Origin of the sequence: Candidatus Symbiopectobacterium sp. NZEC151 (genome assembly GCF_025962655.1) — a bacterium.
GTDB lineage: Bacteria > Pseudomonadota > Gammaproteobacteria > Enterobacterales > Enterobacteriaceae > Symbiopectobacterium.
In genome coordinates, this window is record NZ_JAGFPE010000001.1 from 637,031 (window position 1) to 654,645 (window position 17,615).

Annotated in this window: 15 protein-coding genes and 1 tRNA gene; 15 read left to right on the forward strand and 1 reads right to left on the reverse strand. The window is 55.2% G+C overall.

Annotated elements, in window-relative coordinates:
- Window positions 1-38 precede the first annotated feature (38 nt).
- From rlmKL to J5067_RS02995, 14 genes are all read left to right on the forward strand, one after another.
- The gene (rlmKL, locus tag J5067_RS02930; RefSeq protein WP_264650398.1) at window positions 39-2,183 is read left to right on the forward strand and encodes a bifunctional 23S rRNA (guanine(2069)-N(7))-methyltransferase RlmK/23S rRNA (guanine(2445)-N(2))-methyltransferase RlmL; all 2,145 of its coding nucleotides are present in this window, start codon (window positions 39-41) and stop codon (window positions 2,181-2,183) included.
- 3 nt (window positions 2,184-2,186) lie between these two features.
- The gene (locus J5067_RS02935; protein ID WP_264642283.1) at window positions 2,187-4,106 is read left to right on the forward strand and encodes an ABC transporter ATP-binding protein; all 1,920 of its coding nucleotides are present in this window, start codon (window positions 2,187-2,189) and stop codon (window positions 4,104-4,106) included.
- Between the two features lie 147 nt (window positions 4,107-4,253).
- The gene (pqiA, locus tag J5067_RS02940) at window positions 4,254-5,525 is read left to right on the forward strand and encodes a membrane integrity-associated transporter subunit PqiA (RefSeq protein ID WP_264642284.1); all 1,272 of its coding nucleotides are present in this window, start codon (window positions 4,254-4,256) and stop codon (window positions 5,523-5,525) included.
- Window positions 5,512-7,161: an intermembrane transport protein PqiB gene (gene pqiB, locus J5067_RS02945; RefSeq protein WP_264643699.1), complete on the forward strand. Its 1,650-nt coding sequence runs from the start codon at window positions 5,512-5,514 to the stop codon at window positions 7,159-7,161. The genes pqiA and pqiB overlap by 14 nt, the downstream gene beginning before the upstream one ends.
- Entirely contained in the window at window positions 7,158-7,721 is a 564-nt protein-coding gene (gene pqiC, locus J5067_RS02950) for a membrane integrity-associated transporter subunit PqiC (RefSeq protein ID WP_264642285.1), read from the forward strand. The genes pqiB and pqiC overlap by 4 nt, the downstream gene beginning before the upstream one ends.
- A 234-nt stretch (window positions 7,722-7,955) precedes the next feature.
- Window positions 7,956-8,858 (forward strand): MurR/RpiR family transcriptional regulator, encoded by a 903-nt coding sequence (locus J5067_RS02955; protein WP_264650399.1) that lies wholly within the window; start codon window positions 7,956-7,958, stop codon window positions 8,856-8,858.
- Window positions 8,859-8,870: 12 nt separating this feature from the next.
- Complete coding sequence (gene ddpX / locus J5067_RS02960) at window positions 8,871-9,449, forward strand: D-alanyl-D-alanine dipeptidase (protein ID WP_264642287.1); 579 nt, start codon at window positions 8,871-8,873, stop codon at window positions 9,447-9,449.
- Window positions 9,450-9,547: 98 nt separating this feature from the next.
- Window positions 9,548-11,050 (forward strand): ABC transporter substrate-binding protein, encoded by a 1,503-nt coding sequence (locus J5067_RS02965; RefSeq protein ID WP_264650834.1) that lies wholly within the window; start codon window positions 9,548-9,550, stop codon window positions 11,048-11,050.
- Window positions 11,051-11,147: 97 nt separating this feature from the next.
- Window positions 11,148-12,167 (forward strand): ABC transporter permease, encoded by a 1,020-nt coding sequence (locus J5067_RS02970; RefSeq protein WP_264650400.1) that lies wholly within the window; start codon window positions 11,148-11,150, stop codon window positions 12,165-12,167.
- Complete coding sequence (gene ddpC, locus J5067_RS02975; RefSeq protein ID WP_264650401.1) at window positions 12,167-13,063, forward strand: D,D-dipeptide ABC transporter permease; 897 nt, start codon at window positions 12,167-12,169, stop codon at window positions 13,061-13,063. Before J5067_RS02970 ends, ddpC begins: the two co-directional genes overlap by 1 nt.
- A complete protein-coding gene (locus J5067_RS02980; protein ID WP_264642290.1) occupies window positions 13,063-14,049 on the forward strand; it encodes an ABC transporter ATP-binding protein in 987 nt (328 codons plus the stop codon). Before ddpC ends, J5067_RS02980 begins: the two co-directional genes overlap by 1 nt.
- Window positions 14,042-14,998: an ABC transporter ATP-binding protein gene (locus tag J5067_RS02985; RefSeq protein WP_264642291.1), complete on the forward strand. Its 957-nt coding sequence runs from the start codon at window positions 14,042-14,044 to the stop codon at window positions 14,996-14,998. The genes J5067_RS02980 and J5067_RS02985 overlap by 8 nt, the downstream gene beginning before the upstream one ends.
- A gap of 268 nt (window positions 14,999-15,266) precedes the next feature.
- On the forward strand, window positions 15,267-15,434 hold the full coding sequence (gene rmf / locus J5067_RS02990; protein ID WP_195312963.1) for a ribosome modulation factor: 168 nt from the start codon (window positions 15,267-15,269) through the stop codon (window positions 15,432-15,434).
- Window positions 15,435-15,698: 264 nt separating this feature from the next.
- Window positions 15,699-16,457 (forward strand): hypothetical protein, encoded by a 759-nt coding sequence (locus J5067_RS02995; RefSeq protein WP_264642292.1) that lies wholly within the window; start codon window positions 15,699-15,701, stop codon window positions 16,455-16,457.
- 61 nt (window positions 16,458-16,518) lie between these two features.
- Here the strand turns inward: J5067_RS02995 and J5067_RS03000 are convergent.
- Window positions 16,519-16,608, reverse strand: a tRNA-Ser gene (locus J5067_RS03000).
- Between the two features lie 248 nt (window positions 16,609-16,856).
- On the opposite strand from J5067_RS03000, the gene J5067_RS03005 reads away from it, so the two are divergent.
- Window positions 16,857-17,594 (forward strand): phosphatase, encoded by a 738-nt coding sequence (locus J5067_RS03005; RefSeq protein WP_264628402.1) that lies wholly within the window; start codon window positions 16,857-16,859, stop codon window positions 17,592-17,594.
- The last annotated feature ends 21 nt before the right edge of the window (window positions 17,595-17,615 follow it).

Sequence of the window (17,615 nt, forward strand, 5' to 3'; positions counted from 1 at the left end):
GTCTGGGTCTACCCTTTTACCTTGGTGGTCGTCGTATTATGAATTCTCTGTTTGCCAGCACGGCGCGTGGTCTGGAAGAACTGCTTAAAAGTGAACTTGAAGCGTTAGGTGCGCAGGAATGCAGCCTGGTTCAAGGCGGCGTGCATTTTCAGGGTGACGATCGCTTGATGTATCACAGCTTGCTGTGGAGTCGCCTGGCATCACGCATTTTATTGCCGCTCGGCCAATGCAAGGTTTACAGCGATCTCGATCTCTACCTCGGCGTTCAGGCCATTGACTGGACCTCAGTGTTCTCGGTTGACAGCGCTTTTGTGGTTCACTTTACCGGCACTAACGACGAAATCCGTAATTCCCAGTACGGTGCGCAGAAAGTGAAAGATGCCATTGTCGACAGCTTCGTGCGTAAAACCGGTCAGCGCCCCAACGTGGCTAAACAGCAACCGGATATTCGCATCAATGTGTTTTTGCAACGCGAGACGGCCAGCATTGCGTTGGATCTCAGCGGTGACGGCTTGCACCAGCGCGGATATCGTGAAGGCACCGGCGCTGCGCCGCTGAAAGAAAATCTGGCGGCGGCGATTGTGCTGCGCTCGGGTTGGCAGCCGGGTACGCCAATGATCGATCCGCTGTGCGGTTCCGGCACGCTGCTGATTGAGGCTGCCATGATGGCCACCGATCGCGCACCGGGCCTGCGCCGCGATCACTGGGGATTCCGCGCCTGGCTGAACCATAACGCCGATCTGTGGCGTGACGTCGTGGCCGAGGCGCAGGTGCGGGCCAAGCAAGGCCTGCAAACCACCACCTCCCGCTTTTACGGTTCAGACAACGATAGCCGGGTGATTGAGCTGGCGCGCGCCAATGCGCGCCGTGCCGGTGTCGGTGAATTGATTACGCTCTCGGTACAGGACGCGGTACAACTGCGTAATCCGCTGCCGCAAGGGCCGGCGGGCACGGTGCTCAGCAACCCGCCTTACGGTGAGCGTCTGGAGAGTGAACCGGCGCTGATTGCACTGCACAATATGCTGGGCCGCAAGCTGAAAAGTGAGTTCGGTGGCTGGACGCTGTCGCTGTTCAGCGCGTCACCGGAGCTATTAACCAGCCTGCCGTTGCGCGCTGAACGCCAGTTTAAGGCCAAAAATGGGCCGCTGGATTGCGTACAGAAAAACTACCGTATCAGCGCTGCGCCTGACGCCTCGGCGGATGACGCCAGTGTGCCGCGCGTGAGCGCCGAGGTTGCGCCGGATTTTGCCAACCGTCTGCGCAAAAACTGCCGTAAACTGGAAAAATGGGCTAAGCAGCAAGGGATAGAATGCTATCGCCTGTATGATGCCGATCTCCCTGAATACAACGTGGCTATCGATCGTTATGGCAGTTGGGTGGTGGTGCAGGAATACGCGCCGCCGAAAACCGTCGATCCGCAAAAAGCGCGTCAGCGCGTGTTTGATATCATCAACGCCACGTTGCACGTTTTGGAACTGCCTGCCAACCGTCTGGTGTTAAAAACCCGTGAGCGGCAAAAGGGCAAGAGCCAGTATGAAAAACTGGCGCAGAAAGGCGATTTCCTGCTGATGCAGGAGTATAACGCCAAGCTGTGGGTGAATCTGACCGATTATCTGGATACCGGGCTGTTTCTCGATCACCGCATCGCGCGCAAGATGCTGGGCGAGATGAGTCAAGGAAAAGACTTCCTCAACCTGTTCGCTTATACCGGTACGGCCAGCGTCCACGCGGGGCTGGGCGGTGCGCGCAGTACTACCACGGTGGATATGTCACGCACCTATCTGGAGTGGGCGGAGAAAAACCTGAGCAGCAACGGCCTGGCAGGCCGTCAGCATCGCCTTATTCAGGCGGATTGCCTGTCATGGATGCAGGAAACGCGCGAACAGTTCGATCTGATTTTTATCGATCCGCCTACGTTCTCAAACTCGAAACGCATGGCCGATGCCTTTGACGTGCAACGCGACCATCTGGCGTTGATGAAAGATTTGCAGCGTATGCTGCGTCGAGGCGGTACCATTCTGTTTTCCAACAACAAACGCGGTTTCCAGATGGATCAGGCGGGCATTGCAGCCCTTGGGCTTCGCGCCACGGAAATCAGCGAGAAAACCCTTTCATTAGATTTTGCCCGCAATCGCCAGATCCACAACTGCTGGTTGCTGCGACACGCGGGCGAGGAAAAGTAAGTCATGTCATTAATTAGCGTCTCGGATGCCTGGCTGTCGTTCAGCGATGCGCCTTTACTTGATAACACCGAACTGCACATTGAAGAAAATGAACGCGTCTGTCTGGTCGGGCGTAACGGTGCGGGGAAATCGACCCTACTGAAAATCCTGGCGCGCGAAGTACGGCTGGATGATGGGCGTATTGTTTATGAGCAGGATCTGATCGTCTCGCGCTTGCAGCAGGATCCGCCGCGTGACATCGCGGGCAGCGTATTTGATTTTGTGGCGGAAGGGGTGGCCGAGCAGGCGGATTACCTGAAACGCTACCATGAAGCCTTGCGTCTGGTCGAACAGGATCCCAGCGATAAGAACCTCAACCAGTTGGCGGTACTTCAGGAAACGTTGGAAACCCAAGGGTTGTGGCAATTAGAGAATCGTATCCACGACGTGTTGGCGCAATTGGGACTGACGGCGGATGCGCCCTTGTCCTCGCTCTCTGGCGGTTGGCTGCGCAAGGCGGCGCTGGGCCGCGCGTTGGTCAGCGGGCCGAAAGTGTTGCTGCTGGATGAACCCACCAACCACCTGGATATCGAAACCATCGACTGGCTGGAAGGTTTCCTCAAAACCTTCCAGGGCAGCATCGTCTTCATCTCCCATGACCGTTCCTTTATTCGCAACATGGCGACACGCATTGTCGATCTCGATCGCGGTAAACTGGTCTCCTGGCCCGGCAATTACGATAAGTATCTGCTGGGTAAAGAAGAAGCGTTGCGGGTGGAGGATCTGCAAAACGCCGAGTTCGATCGCAAACTGGCACAGGAAGAAGTGTGGATCCGTCAGGGCATCAAGGCGCGTCGTACCCGTAATGAAGGCCGGGTGCGTGCGCTGAAAGCGATGCGTCAGGAACGTTCACAACGCCGTGAAGTGATGGGCTCTGCCAAAATGCAGGTGGAAGAAGCGGCGCGCTCCGGCAAGATCGTATTTGAGCTGGAAAACGTCGATTATCACATCGGTGACAAAAATCTGGTGCAGGGATTCTCTGCACAGGTGCTGCGCAGCGACAAGATAGCGCTGGTGGGGCCAAACGGCTGCGGCAAAACCACGCTGCTGAAACTGCTGTTGGGCGATCTGCAAGCGTCGCACGGTCGCGTTCACTGCGGTACCAAGCTCGAAGTCGCCTATTTTGACCAGCACCGCGCCGAGCTCGATCCAGAGCGCACCGTGATGGATAACCTGGCCGAAGGCAAACAGGAAGTGATGGTGAATGGCCGTTCTCGCCATGTGCTGGGCTACCTGCAAGATTTCCTGTTCCATCCCAAACGGGCGATGACGCCGGTAAAAGCCCTGTCTGGCGGTGAGCGTAACCGACTGCTGCTGGCGCGTTTATTCCTCAAACCCAGCAACCTGCTGATCCTTGACGAACCGACCAACGATCTTGATGTGGAAACGCTGGAACTGCTGGAAGAGCTGATTGACAGTTATCAAGGCACCGTGTTGCTGGTGAGCCACGACCGTCAGTTTGTTGATAACTCGGTCACGGAGTGCTGGATTTTCGAAGGTGATGGGCGTATTAACCGCTATGTTGGCGGTTATTATGATGCGCAGCAACAGCGCGCTGAAGCGGTGCCACTGCGTAAATCCATGGCGGCGGCGGTGGAAAAATCCGCAGAGAGTAAAGAGAGTGCCCAGAGCGCACCCAGCGCTAAACGTCAAACCGGGAAACTCAGTTATAACCAGCAGCGCGAACTGGAACAACTGCCCGAGAAACTCGAACAACTGGAGCAGTCCATTGCGGCGTTACAGGCGCAAATGAACGATGCCGATTTCTTTACCCGTCCGCGTGATGAAACGCAAAAGGTATTGGATGCTTTGGCAGACGCGGAGCAAGCGTTGGAAGTGTGTTTCGCACGTTGGGAAGCGTTGGAAACGCAGAAAAACGGCTAACGTTGGTATACTAGCAGAAGGCAAAGGCCTTCCAAGGACCACGGCGGAAACGCTACCGCGTTGTGGGAAACACCAGCCTTCGACAGGTTAACGGCGGCGGCGCTCCTGACTGGGGTGCCGCTCGGCGAAAGATAAAGGAGGCAGAGCGTGTGCAATCATAACGCGAGACATGACGACTACATGTTGTGCCCCCAGTGCGACATGCTGGTGGAGTTACCCATCCTGAAGCACGGGCAGAAGGCAGTGTGTCCGCGCTGTAAATCAACCCTGGCCAACCGCCAGAATCAGGCGCACCAGCGCTCCATTGGCTTTGCCTTCAGCGCCTTGCTGATGCTGACATTGGCGAACGCCTTCCCTTTTGTTTATATGCGCGTGGCGGGCATCACCAGTGAGATATCGCTGTTTGAGATCCCGCAGGTGATGGTGTCCGATAATTACGCCAGCGTCGCCTTCCTGTTTATGCTGTTTGTTCAGGTGATCCCGGCGCTCTCCATGGTGATGGTTATCCTGCTGTCGCTGCGCGGCGATATGCCATTACGGCTGAAACGGGTAATGGCCATCTGGCTATTCTGGCTGAAAAGCTGGGGAATGGCCGAAATCTTTCTTGCTGGCGTGCTGGTGAGCTTCGTGAAGCTGATGTCTTATGGTGACATTGGCGTCGGCACCGGTTTTGTTCCCTATGTCCTGTTTTGTCTGCTGCAACTGCTGGCCTACCAAAGTCTGGATCGGCGCAGCGTGTGGAATGACGTAGCGCCTGCTCCGCCGTTACCCTTTGTGCCGCAAACCGCACGATCGGGGTTGGCACAAGGACTGCGTTCCTGCACCTGTTGTACGGCAATATTGCCCGCCGATCAGTGGGAATGCCCGCGTTGCCATCGTCACGGCCACGCACGGCGTAAAAACAGCCTGCAATGGACGCTGGCGCTGCTGTTGACCTCGGTGTTGCTCTATATTCCCTCGAACCTGTTGCCGATCATGATCACTGAGGCGTTAGGGAGTAGTGAAACGTCCACCATTATGTCGGGGGTCATTCTGCTATGGGGCATGGGATCTTATCCGGTAGCGCTGGTTATCTTCATTGCCAGCATTATGGTGCCGTCGCTGAAAATGCTGGCGCTGGCATGGTTATGTTGGAGTGCGGCGGGCAACGGGCGTCAGGATAACGAGCGGCTGCACGTGGTGTATGAGATGGTGGAGTTTGTCGGTCGCTGGTCGATGATCGACGTATTTGTTATTGCGGTGCTGTCTGCCATGGTGCGCATCGGCCAGTTAATGAGTGTTTATCCGGCAATCGGTGCGGTGCTATTCGCGCTGGTGGTCATTTTGACCATGTTTGCCGCCATGACGTTTGATCCCCGTTTGCTGTGGGATCGCCAGCGTGATAATGACCAAGAGGGATCAGCCATTGGCGAAAAATAACTATTCTGTCGCGAACGTGGAAGCGATTAAACGCTGGTCGCCCGTGTGGATTGTACCCATTGTGACGGTGCTGATCGGTGCCTGGATTTTATTCTACCATTTCAGTCACCTGGGGCCACAGATCACGCTAACGACGCAGAGCGCCGAAGGGATTGTCGCCGGTAAAACCACCATCAAAAGTCGCAGTGTGGACGTGGGTGTGGTGGAGAGCGTGGTGCTGAGTGAAGACCTGCGCCAGGTGGAGATTGTGGCTCGCTTGCATTCTGGTATGGGTAAGCTGCTGCGTCATGATTCTGTGTTCTGGGTGGTAAAACCGCAGATTGGCCGCGAAGGGGTCTCCGGGTTAGGCACGCTGTTGTCCGGTGCGTTCATTGAACTTCAGCCGGGTGTCAGCGGTGAAGCGCGCAGTGAATTTGCGTTGTTGGACTCACCGCCGCTGGCACCGCCGCACGCCAAAGGGATCCGTGTTCTGCTCGACAGCGAGCGTTCGGGCCAGTTGAATGCCGGCGATCCGGTACTGTTTCGCGGTTACCGCGTTGGTTCGGTTGAAACCAGCGAGTTCGATACCAAGGCGCGACAAATGCGCTATCAACTGTTTATCACCGCGCCATACGACAGTCTGGTGACCAGCAATGTCCGTTTTTGGAAAGACAGCGGCGTTACGCTGGATATGTCGGCGCAGGGGATGCGGGTGGAAATGGGATCGCTGACCACCTTGTTCAGCGGTGGCGTGAGCTTTGACGTGCCTGCCGGGTGGGAACTGGGTGAGCGCGTGCAAGATCGTGCGCACTATCAGCTGTTTGATAATGAGCGCAGTATTCAGGATTCGCTCTACACGGAATACAAAGAATATGTGATGTTCTTTGATGAATCGATCCGCGGGTTGCAGGTAGGCGCGCCGGTGGAGTTCCGTGGCATTCGCCTGGGAACCGTTGCTCAAGCGCCGCTGGTGACGACCAACTTTAAGCAGGACATGGATATGGATTACCGCATTCCGGTGCTGATCCGCGTTGAACCTGCTCGTTTTGAAAAGATCATCGGCAAGCAGTTTGATTACCAGAAACAGCTCGCCGACGCACAGACCATGGGGCTGCGTGCCTCATTGAAAACGGCTAACCTGTTGACCGGTGCTTTGTTTATCGATCTCGACTTTTACCCGAAAGCACGCGGTAACAGCACGGGGCCGCTGCGGGTGGTTGATGGGTATCCGGTGTTGCCGACCATGGGCGGCGGTTTGTCGCAAATCCAGCAAAAACTGATGGCGGTGTTGGATAAGATCAACGATCTGCCGTTAACGCCCATGGTGAGCGAAGCCACCAAGACGCTGGCAGAGGGCCAGTCAACGCTGCGTGAGTTGAAAAAGACGCTCGCTTCGTTAAACCAGATAACCTCCAGCAAAGCGATGCAATCGCTGCCGCAGGATATGCAACAAACGCTGCAAGAGCTGAACCGCAGTATGCAAGGCTTGCAGCCAGGCTCACCGGCCTATAACCGCCTGGTGGCAAATATGCAGCGTCTGGATCAGGTATTAAGAGAGTTGCAGCCGGTGTTGCGCACGCTGAATGACAAAAGCAATGCACTGATCTTCCAGGCGCCTGAGAGCGAAGATCCCCAACCGAAGAGGGCGAAACCATGAGTAAAGGATGGCTGGTGGCAGTGGCGTTGCTGTTGAGTGCATGCAGCAGTACAACGCCAAAAACCTATTACCAACTGCCGCAGCCGTCTGTGGCGGCAGCGGGAAAAACCGATCTGACCGCGGCCCGCACGCTGTGGCTCTCCCACGTTGCGCTGGCGGATTATCTCAGCACCTCGGGGCTGGTTTACCAGACCAATGATGTACGTTATGTCATTGCCAGCAATAATCTGTGGGCCAGCCCGCTGGAACAACAGTTGCAACAGACGCTGCAAAGCAGCCTGAATGCCGGGCTGCCGGGTTGGACGGTAAGTTCGCAACCGTTGGGGGCCTCCCCCTCGGAGCTGGCTGTTACCGTGAAAGCCTTCCACGGCCGGTTCGACGGAAAAGCGGTGGTGCAAGGGGAGTGGACCTTGCAGCGCGGCGATCGGCTGCTGCGTCAGCCGTTCAATCTGGTGCTGCCGGTTAAAGACGATGGCTATGACGCGTTGGTGACAACGCTGGCACAGGGTTGGCAGCAGGTCGCGCAATCCATTGCCGCGCAGATTCAACGCAGCGAGTAGTTTGCAGCGATAGGAAATGCTTATCTAACGCTATGTAATGTAACGGTTTATTGGTTTTTTTCGGCACTGTTTTCATGCATTTGCCTGCACACAGTGCGCCATGATGGCGCACTGCAGCTTTCTCAAAACCCTCAAAAACCCATCTTCTTTATAAATATCAATTAGTTATTTTTTGGCACGGATACTGCAATGTTAATCGCATAACATTATGACCGCGAATGACAGGGCACTAACATGCAGCAAGATGACGCCTCTTCCGCTAACCCTGACGCCACTGTGCGCATTGATCTTATCGCACGTATCGAAGCGTCGTTTAGTCAGCAAACCCCCAGCGGTAAGCGTATTGCCGGTTGGTTGCTGAATAATCTGGCACAGATACCGTTTGAATCAGCGGATAGCATCGCCGGCTATACCGGCACGACGGGGATCACCGTGGGGCGTTATCTGCGCAAGCTGGGCTACCGCAATCTGGAAGATGTCAAAGCAAGCCTGCGTGCCGATGCGCTGGCCCCATACCGCCCCTGGGGCGTTACCGACCGGCTGGATGCCTGGCAGCAGCAGCGCACCCTCTCGGATCGTCTCAGCCCCTCTCTGCGCCTGGAGGTCGATGCCATTCAGGATGTCTATCGTCTGGCGCAAACGGAGGCTTTCGCGCGCATCAGTCAGCAACTGGCCGAAGCAGAGGCGGTGTTTATTCTCGGCATCCAATCTACGCGCGGCATCGCCAACGCGTTTTTTAGCCATCTGGAGTATTTGCGCCCGCGCGTGAGCTATGTCGATGGGCTGTCTGGCACCTGGGTGGAGTCACTCAATTCAGAATACCAACGCCCTTATGTGGTGGTGACCGACACGCGCGCCTACTCCACCGTGGCCCGGCAGTATTGCCGCGCCGCCAGCGATCGGCAGATCCCGTTGGCGCTGATCACCGATCTCTGGTGCCCCTGGGCGCGTGATTACCCGATGGATTTGCTGCAAGTCAAAACCGATACCGGCCATTTCTGGGATTCGCTGGCTCCGATTACCTGCCTGTTTAATCTGCTGCTCTCCGCAGTGGTGGAGCAGTTGGGCGACAACCTGTCGGCGAGACTGGCGCTCAACCGCGCTTTGCAAACGGAATTCGGCCAATTTGAACCGTAAACAGGACAACACATGACGGATGTTATCGACCTGGTGGATCTGGCGCAGACGCTACCCCAACTGATTATCGATATGAAATATGCCACGGCGGATAACCTGACCGGTCATCCCATTTATGCCGAAGCGCTTTGCCTGTTGCACCCGGACGCGGCGCGTGGACTGGCGCGCAGCGTGGCCGTTGCCGAACAGAGCGGCTATCGGCTGCAACTCTACGATGCCTATCGTCCCCATGCGGCGCAAGTACGCCTGTGGGATGCCTGTCCCGATCCGCGCTTTGTCGCCTCGCTGGCGGTGGGCTCGCACCACAGTCGCGGCGTGGCGGTGGATGTCACGCTGTTGGATCGACAGGGCAAGGCGCTGGATATGGGCACCGGCTTCGATGAAATGAATGAAAAGTCCTATGCGTGGTGTGCGGCGTTGCCCGTCGCCGTGCAACGTAACCGACTGCAACTCTATGCCGTGATGGCGGCGGGCGGCTTCGTCGGGATTGAAACGGAATGGTGGCATTTTGAACTGCCGGATGCCGATCGTTACCCGCTGTTGCCCGACCGGTTTGGTTGCACCTTGCCCAACTGTAGGACGGCTGTTTGATTGTTGCGCGCTGCGCGAACCCTTTGACTATCACCAGGAGCTGAATCATGAAGACGCACCACACTGCATTGTTACGACCTCTGCTGTTAGCTACCGCAATGGCTGCCGTATTGCCTGCCTGGGCTGCGGTGCCGAAAGATATGCTGGTGATCGGCAAAGCCGCCGATCCACAAACGTTAGATCCTGCGGTCACCATCGATAATAACGACTGGACCATTACCTATCCCTGTTATCAGCGGCTGGTGCAGTACAAAACGGAAAACGGCAAAGGCGCTACCGATGTGACCGGGGATTTGGCCCTGAGCTGGGAAGCATCTCCAGACCAAAAAACCTGGACCTTCACGCTCGATCCCAAGGCAAAATTTGCCGATGGCAGCGCGGTCAGCGCCGAGGCGGTAAAAATCTCCTTTGAACGCCTGCTGAAAATGGGCCAAGGTCCTGCTGAAGCCTACCCCAGCGATTTAAAGGTTGAAGTGGTCGATGCTCATACCGTGCGTTTTACCCTGAGTGCGCCCTTTGCGCCGTTCCTGTATACGCTGGCCAATGACGGTGCCTCTATCATTAACCCGGCGGTATTGCGTGAACACAGCGGCGATGAAGGCAAGGGCTGGTTAGCGGAAAATACCGCCGGTTCCGGGCCTTATCAGGTACAGCGTTGGCAGAAAGGCCAGCAGGTGGTGCTGGTGCCTAATCCCCATTACAGCGGCAATGCGCCCGCGTTTAAACGCGTTTCGGTCAAAATCATCAGTGAGAGTGCCACGCGCCGCCTGCAACTGGAGCGCGGCGATATTGATATTGCTGAGTCGTTACCGGTCGATCAGCTTGCCACGCTGAAAGCAAAAAACAGCGTGTCGGTACAGGAACACCCCTCGCTGCGCGTGACTTATCTCTATCTTAACAATGGTAAAGGACCGTTGAGTCAGGTTGATCTGCGTCGCGCGGTCTCCTGGGCCACGGACTATCAGGGCATGGTGAAGGGCATTTTGGGCGGTAACGGCAAGCAGATGCGCGGCCCGATCCCGGAAGGCATGTGGGGCTATGACAAAGAGGCCATGCAATACAGCCTGGACAACGACAAAGCACAGGCGGCAATGAGCAAGGTAGCGCAAAAGCCGCAGCAATTAACCTTCCTCTATTCGGATAACGATCCCTCCTGGGAGCCGATTGCCATCTCAACGCAGGCCACGCTGAAATCGTTGGGGGTCAATGTCAGTCTGGAAAAACTGGCAAACGCCACCATGCGCGAACGGGTCGGTAAAGGGGACTTTGATATTGCCATTGGGAACTGGAGCCCGGATTTCGCCGATCCCTACATGTTTATGAATTACTGGTTTGAATCCAACAAGAAGGGGTTACCGGGCAATCGTTCCTACTATGAAAATCCGGCGGTCGATGGGTTGCTGAAAAAGGCAATGGCTACCACCGATCAGGCCGTGCGCACTGAGGATTACCAGCAGGCGCAGCGCATCGTGATTGATGAAGCCGCCTATGTTTATCTGTTCCAGAAAAACTATCAGGTGGCGATGAACGGTGCGGTGAAAGGCTTTGTGTTTAACCCAATGCTGGAACAGGTGTTCAACATAGGCACGATGTCGAAATAAGTTCACTAGCAACAGGCGGCGAGGCCGTGAGATCGCCGCACGATAATCAGCCCGATGCGCTAACCCGGTTTGGTGCCGCATCGCGTGGAGTAACACTATGACGTTCTGGAGTATTTTGCGGCAACGCTGCTGGGGATTGGTGCTGGTGGTGATGGGGGTTTGCGTTATCACCTTCATCATTTCGCACCTGATCCCCGGCGATCCTGCGCGTTTGTTGGCAGGCGATCGCGCCAGTGATGACATCGTACGCCATATTCGCCAGCAACTCGGGTTGGATCAGCCGCTTTATGTGCAGTTCTGGCGCTATGTTACCGCCCTGTTTTCCGGTGATTTAGGCACCTCGATTCGTACCGGACGTCCGGTGCTGGACGATATTCGGACCTTTTTCCCGGCCACGCTCGAACTGGCATTTTGCTCTCTGCTGCTGGCGATGGCAGCCGGTATTCCCCTTGGCGTGCTCTCGGCGGTCTATCGCGATCGCTGGTTGGATCATGGCGTGCGGTTACTGGCGATCGGTGGGATATCCACGCCCGCTTTTTGGCTTGGTTTGGGGGTTATCGTGCTGTTTTACGGGCATCTTGATCTGCTGCCCGGCGGTGGCCGGTTGGAGGACTGGCTGGAGCCGCCTGCGCATGTCACTGGATTCTACCTGATTGACAGCCTGTTGGCGGGTGACCATGAGGCCTTTTGGAACGCCTTGCAGCACCTGATATTGCCGTCGCTCACGCTTTCGTTTGTTCATCTCGGTATTGTGGCGCGTCAGATTCGATCCGCCATGCTCGAACAATTGAGTGAGGATTACATCCGCACCGCGCGCGCCAGTGGATTAACCCCGTGGCGCATTGTGGTATGCCACGCGCTGCCCAATGCGCTGATCCCGTCGGTGACCGTGTTGGGACTGGCGCTCGGCGATCTGCTGTATGGCGCGGTGTTAACGGAAACGGTGTTCTCCTGGCCGGGCATGGGGGCTTACGTGGTGGCGTCGATTCAGGCGCTGGATTTCCCGGCGGTGATGGGCTTTGCCGTGGTGGTGTCCATGGCCTATGTCGGGGTTAACCTGGTGGTGGATCTGCTCTACCTGTGGCTGGATCCGCGCATTGGACGAGGAGAGGCGTGATGAATGTAACGCAACAACACACCGCGTCACTGCGCGTACCGTCTCCGCGCATCGCCTATTGGCAAAAGCAGTGGTGGCTGGTCAAGCGTAGCCCGTTAACGCTGCTGGGAGGCGCGATCATCGCAGTGATTGTGCTGATGATGGCGTTTGCCCCCTGGCTGGTGCCCTACGATCCTAATGCTATCGATTTTTCTGCCCGCTTGCAGCCACCGTCGGCAACCCATTGGTTTGGCACCGATGAAGTGGGGCGCGACCTGTTCAGCCGGGTGGTGATGGGAAGCCAGCAATCTGTCGCTGCCGGGCTGGCCGTGGTGGCGATCGCCGCTGTTATCGGCTCGCTGCTTGGGTGTTTTTCAGGGGTGTTAGGCGGTTTTGGCGATGCGCTGATCATGCGGATTATGGACATCATGCTGTCGATCCCCTCATTGGTACTCACCATGGCGCTGGCGGCGGCCTTGGGGCCCAGCTTGTTCAACGCCATGCTGGCGATTGCCATTGTGCGCATTCCGTTTTACGTCCGGCTGGCGCGCGGACAAACGCTGGTGGTGCGCCAGTTTGCCTATGTACAAGCCGCGAAAACCTTCGGTGCCAACCGCTGGCATCTGATTACCTGGCATATTCTGCGTAACGCGCTGCCGCCGCTGGTGGTGCAGGCATCGCTGGATATCGGTGCCGCGATTTTGATGGCTGCCACGCTCGGTTTTATCGGATTAGGTGCACAGCAACCGACGGCGGAGTGGGGCGCAATGGTCGCCAATGGCCGCAGTTACGTGCTCGATCAGTGGTGGTACTGCGCGTTTCCCGGTATGGCGATTTTGATCACGGCGGTCGGATTTAATCTGTTCGGTGACGGCGTGCGCGACCTGCTGGACCCGAAAACTTCAGGAGGACACTGATGGACGATACCCTGTTGACGATTGATAATCTGGCGCTCAGTTTTCCTGTCTATCGCGGTGAGGTCCACGCGCTTAATCAGGTCTCGTTGAGCGTAAAGCGCGGTGAAATTGTTGGCGTGGTCGGGGAATCCGGTTCCGGCAAGTCGGTAACCTCGATGCTGGTAATGCGACTGCTGAGACCGGGCAGCTATAACATCAACAGCGGCAGCATCACCCTGTTGGGGCAGGATATGCTCAATGCGTCGGAGCGCACCCTACGCCAGATGCGCGGTGCCAAGGTTGCCATGATCTTTCAGGAACCGATGACGGCACTGAACCCAACGCGCCGCGTCGGGGATTTGATGCGAGAAGTGATCCAACAGCATCAACCGTTGAACAAGCGCGATGCCCATGCCCATGCGCGGGTATTGCTCTCAGACATGCAGATCTCCGATGCTGAGCAAGTGATGAAGCGCTACCCGTTTGAACTCTCCGGTGGCATGCGACAGCGTGTAATGATCGCGCTGGCTTTTTCCTGCAATCCTGAATTGATCATTGCCGATGAGCCCACCACCGCACTGGATGTCACGGTGCAGCGTCAGGTGTTGCGCTTGTTAAAACAAAAGGCGCAGGAGCGCGGTACGGCAGTGTTGTTTATCAGTCACGACATGGCGGTAGTGTCACAACTGTGCGATCGCCTGTATGTCATGTATGCCGGTACCGTTATCGAGAGCGGAGCTACACAGGCGGTTATCCAGCGTCCCGCCCACCCCTATTCTCAAGGGTTGTTACGCTGTGCGCCGGATGATGCGGTACCACGTGCCGTGCTTCCTGCCATCCCCGGCACCGTGCCTAACTTATCGCAGTTGCCAGAAGGCTGTGCTTTTCGACCACGCTGCACGGCGGCGACGGAACGCTGCTATCGACGCCCTGAACTGCACACGCTGGCGGCATCTTCCCAGCAGGTGGCCTGCTGGAATCCTCAGAGAGAGGTGGAAAATGAATGACGCATTATTGACGCTGCGTGATGTGCATGTGCGCTTCCCGGCAAAGCGTAACTGGCGTGGCAACGTGGTCGAGCAGGTGCATGCGCTTAACGGCCTCGATCTGACGGTTAACGATGGCGAAACCCTGGGGGTAGTCGGAGAGTCCGGCTGCGGAAAAAGCACCTTGTCACAGGTATTGATGGGGATGTTGGCACCTTCGCAGGGCGAGTGCGTACGAGCGCGAGCGCCGGGATCCTGGCTGGCAAACGGGATGCAAATGGTGTTTCAGGACCCTCTGTCATCGCTCGACCCGCGACTGCCCGTGTGGCGCACCATCACCGAGCCGGTGTGGTTACAGGGGCACGGCAGTGAAACGGAACGCAGAGAGCTGGCGTGCGAATTGGCGACGTTGGTTGGTATTCGCCATGAGTATCTTGATCGTTTGCCCCATGCGTTTTCCGGCGGTCAGCGCCAGCGTATCGCCATTGCGCGCGCGCTTTCTGCACAGCCCGATATCATTTTATTGGACGAACCCACCTCAGCGTTGGATATCTCTGTTCAGGCACAAATTCTGAATTTGCTGGTGATGCTTCAGCGACAGCGTAAGCTTACCTACGTGCTGATATCTCACAATATTTCTGTTATCCGCCACATGAGCGATCGCGTAGCCGTCATGTATTTAGGGCAAATTGTTGAGTTAGGCACGGCGCACAACGTCCTGAACCATCCGCGCCATCCCTATACCCGTTTGCTGTTGGATTCGGTGCCTCGCCTTGACAGGCCGCTGTTGCAACACGCTGGAGAAACGATGAAAACGGGCGAATTACCCAGTAATCGACGGTTGCCGCAGGGCTGTTTTTTTCGAGAGCGTTGCCCGTATGCGAGCGTTGATTGTGGGCAGCCACAATCATTGACGCCACTGAATGAAACCGATGGTGTGCGCTGTTGGCGTGCCGTCGCTGGCTCGTAAGAATATTCCTATTTTTTGGCGCGTGTGAAGAGAGCGTCGCTCACTTTTTTCCCTGTGTGGGGGAGGCAGCAGCGGAAAAGCTACCCGAAGATCAACCATTCTGCACACAGGAGAAAACGTTCGCTGCGAAGCTTATCGTATAAATGTGACAGGATAGTGAATTTTTAGCCTTGACCTTCGTGCCCAGAATCGCTATTGATACCTTGTGGGTGCTCGAAAAGCAGTCACTGTTTTCTTTCCACCAGATGAACAATGAGGGAAATGAGGCATGAAGAGACAGAAACGAGATCGTTTGGAACGGGCGCAGTCGCGCGGCTATCAAGCAGGACTTTCCGGTAAATCGAAGGAACTATGTCCTTATCAATCCATTAATGCCCGGTCTGAATGGTTGGGAGGCTGGCGGCAAGCCATGGAGGATAGGGCGGTTACCGCGTAGTCTCCTTTTGTACCGGTGCCTATTGCGCCGGTCTCATTGATTTATCCTAAAATGACCTCCGCACACTTGCGGAGGTTTTTGTTTTAATGTGCGATCGTTTTATCTCCCCCATTATTATCAAACGAGCCCTTAATGATATATAGAATGATGATGAGTTAATTAAATGGGATGTAATAGAACGCAATAAATAGCCTTCGGATTGAAAACTAGAAGGGCATAATGGCGTGATGCTGATATTTTTTTATTTTTATAAAAGGGTATTCTATGAAACCACTCTCGTCACATCATGCTTGCTCGCCAATAATTTATCCTGTTTCGGAAACTGGAAACAACAGTAATGCCAATACGCTTCCCTTGATGGTGAGCGCTTTAAATAAAATAAATAATTCATCACTGAATCTTTATGGTGGTTCAGTGGTGGAAAGGTCAGGCTTTTTTGCACCGTCAACATCGACGATAAAGGCTAGCGCACAGGCGGCAACAACATGTTGTCACGCCATTTATGGCCGCGCCATCAGCTATGGTGATGCCGCGTGTTACAGCCCATCGTTCAATAACCGTACCGTTTCACGCACCCACCTGCCGCCGGATATACAACCTGTTTCGCGAAGAGAGGTAATAAGTCAAAGCTCGCTAACAGCAGAGGCTGTATCGCGTATCCAAGAATCAACAAGACCGCATGAAATGAGAAAAAAACAGGGACTAAGAACACAATATTTTGTGAGGAATTTATCCACAACAATAGTAATGCTTAGCCGCGCGGGCATTGATATCCCAGACGGAATGTCCCCACATACGATTTATTGTAAATACACGCGTGAGAAACGACAGGCAGAGCTATTAGGCTATCACTTCAATAAGGCTGATTTTCAACATCGCATCAACATTCAGGCGACACGGAGGCTCCCTGAATTGATAAACCAATATCATTCAAGCAATGTGATGGCATTAAATATATTTTCAGCATTGCATTCGCGCTCTGCACAAAAAGCTATTTTACAATTTATCAGTCAGAGCAAATGAGCGTAGGGTTATTGCAAAAACAAAACGCCCCTGATTTCTCAGGGGCGTTTTGTTTACTGTTTGGCGGTGAGAGAGGGGTTCGAACCCTCGATACGCTTTCACGTATACACACTTTCCAGGCGTGCTCCTTCAGCCACTCAGACACCTCACCGGATTGTTCGCTGCCGATATGCTGCGGCGACGGGCGCTAATGTAGGTAAATTGCTGGGCAGCGTCAACGGGTTTATGCAACAAAATGCGCGTTTAGCCAAACTTAGTGCAATTTGCTGATTTGCTGACCAATTTTGGTTCGTATCGCGCGCGATAGTGATGTTAAATTTTGGTTATAGCTGCGGCGCAGGCTGCCAGTGCCGATGATAAATGGTATGCTGAAGATGAAATACCTAGCCAGGAGAGACCATGTATCCCGTCGATTTACATATGCATACTGTCGCCAGTACCCACGCCTATAGCACCCTGCATGACTATATTGCAGAGGCCAAGCTGAAAAATATCCGCCTGTTTGCTATTACCGATCATGGTCCTGATATGGCAGATGCGCCGCACTATTGGCACTTTATGAATATGCGTGTCTGGCCACGGTTGGTCGATGGCGTTGGCATCCTGCGTGGTATTGAATCCAATATCAAAAACCGTCAGGGCGATATCGACTGTACCGGGATCATGCTGGAGCAAATGGACGTGGTCATTGCCGGCTTTCATGAACCGGTGTTTCCACCGCAGGATCGTGTTACTCATACCGAGGCGCTGATTGCCACCATGGCGAGTGGCAACGTACATATCATCAGCCATCCGGGCAACCCCAGATATCCGATTGATATTGCCGCCGTGGCACAAGCCGCAGCGCACTATGACGTTGCATTAGAGCTGAATAATTCCTCATTTATGCATTCACGCAAAGGCAGTGGACCCAACTGTCGCGCCATTGCTGAGGCGGTACGCGACGCGGGCGGAAGGCTGGCGCTTGGCTCTGATTCCCATATTGCATTCACATTGGGCGATTTTACCCACTGCGAACGCATTTTGCAGGAAATCGATTTTCCGCAAGAGCGCATACTGAACGTCAGTCCTCGTCGCGTTTTAGATTTTCTGGAACAACGTGGTCGTCCAGCTATCGTTGAACTGGCGGCTTTGTAATCATTAAGTGACGTTGTCACT

Excerpts from the sequence above, each read along its gene's own strand:
- rlmKL (WP_264650398.1), top strand. The coding sequence starts at position 39 with ATGAATTCTCTGTTTGCCAGCACGGCGCGTGGTCTGGAAGAACTGCTT.
- J5067_RS02935 (WP_264642283.1), top strand. The coding sequence starts at position 2,187 with ATGTCATTAATTAGCGTCTCGGATGCCTGGCTGTCGTTCAGCGATGCG.
- pqiC (WP_264642285.1), top strand. The coding sequence starts at position 7,158 with ATGAGTAAAGGATGGCTGGTGGCAGTGGCGTTGCTGTTGAGTGCATGC.
- J5067_RS02955 (WP_264650399.1), top strand. The coding sequence starts at position 7,956 with ATGCAGCAAGATGACGCCTCTTCCGCTAACCCTGACGCCACTGTGCGC.
- ddpX (WP_264642287.1), top strand. The coding sequence starts at position 8,871 with ATGACGGATGTTATCGACCTGGTGGATCTGGCGCAGACGCTACCCCAA.
- J5067_RS02965 (WP_264650834.1), top strand. The coding sequence starts at position 9,548 with ATGGCTGCCGTATTGCCTGCCTGGGCTGCGGTGCCGAAAGATATGCTG.
- J5067_RS02970 (WP_264650400.1), top strand. The coding sequence starts at position 11,148 with ATGACGTTCTGGAGTATTTTGCGGCAACGCTGCTGGGGATTGGTGCTG.
- ddpC (WP_264650401.1), top strand. The coding sequence starts at position 12,167 with ATGAATGTAACGCAACAACACACCGCGTCACTGCGCGTACCGTCTCCG.
- J5067_RS02980 (WP_264642290.1), top strand. The coding sequence starts at position 13,063 with ATGGACGATACCCTGTTGACGATTGATAATCTGGCGCTCAGTTTTCCT.
- J5067_RS02985 (WP_264642291.1), top strand. The coding sequence starts at position 14,042 with ATGAATGACGCATTATTGACGCTGCGTGATGTGCATGTGCGCTTCCCG.
- rmf (WP_195312963.1), top strand. The coding sequence starts at position 15,267 with ATGAAGAGACAGAAACGAGATCGTTTGGAACGGGCGCAGTCGCGCGGC.
- J5067_RS02995 (WP_264642292.1), top strand. The coding sequence starts at position 15,699 with ATGAAACCACTCTCGTCACATCATGCTTGCTCGCCAATAATTTATCCT.
- J5067_RS03005 (WP_264628402.1), top strand. The coding sequence starts at position 16,857 with ATGTATCCCGTCGATTTACATATGCATACTGTCGCCAGTACCCACGCC.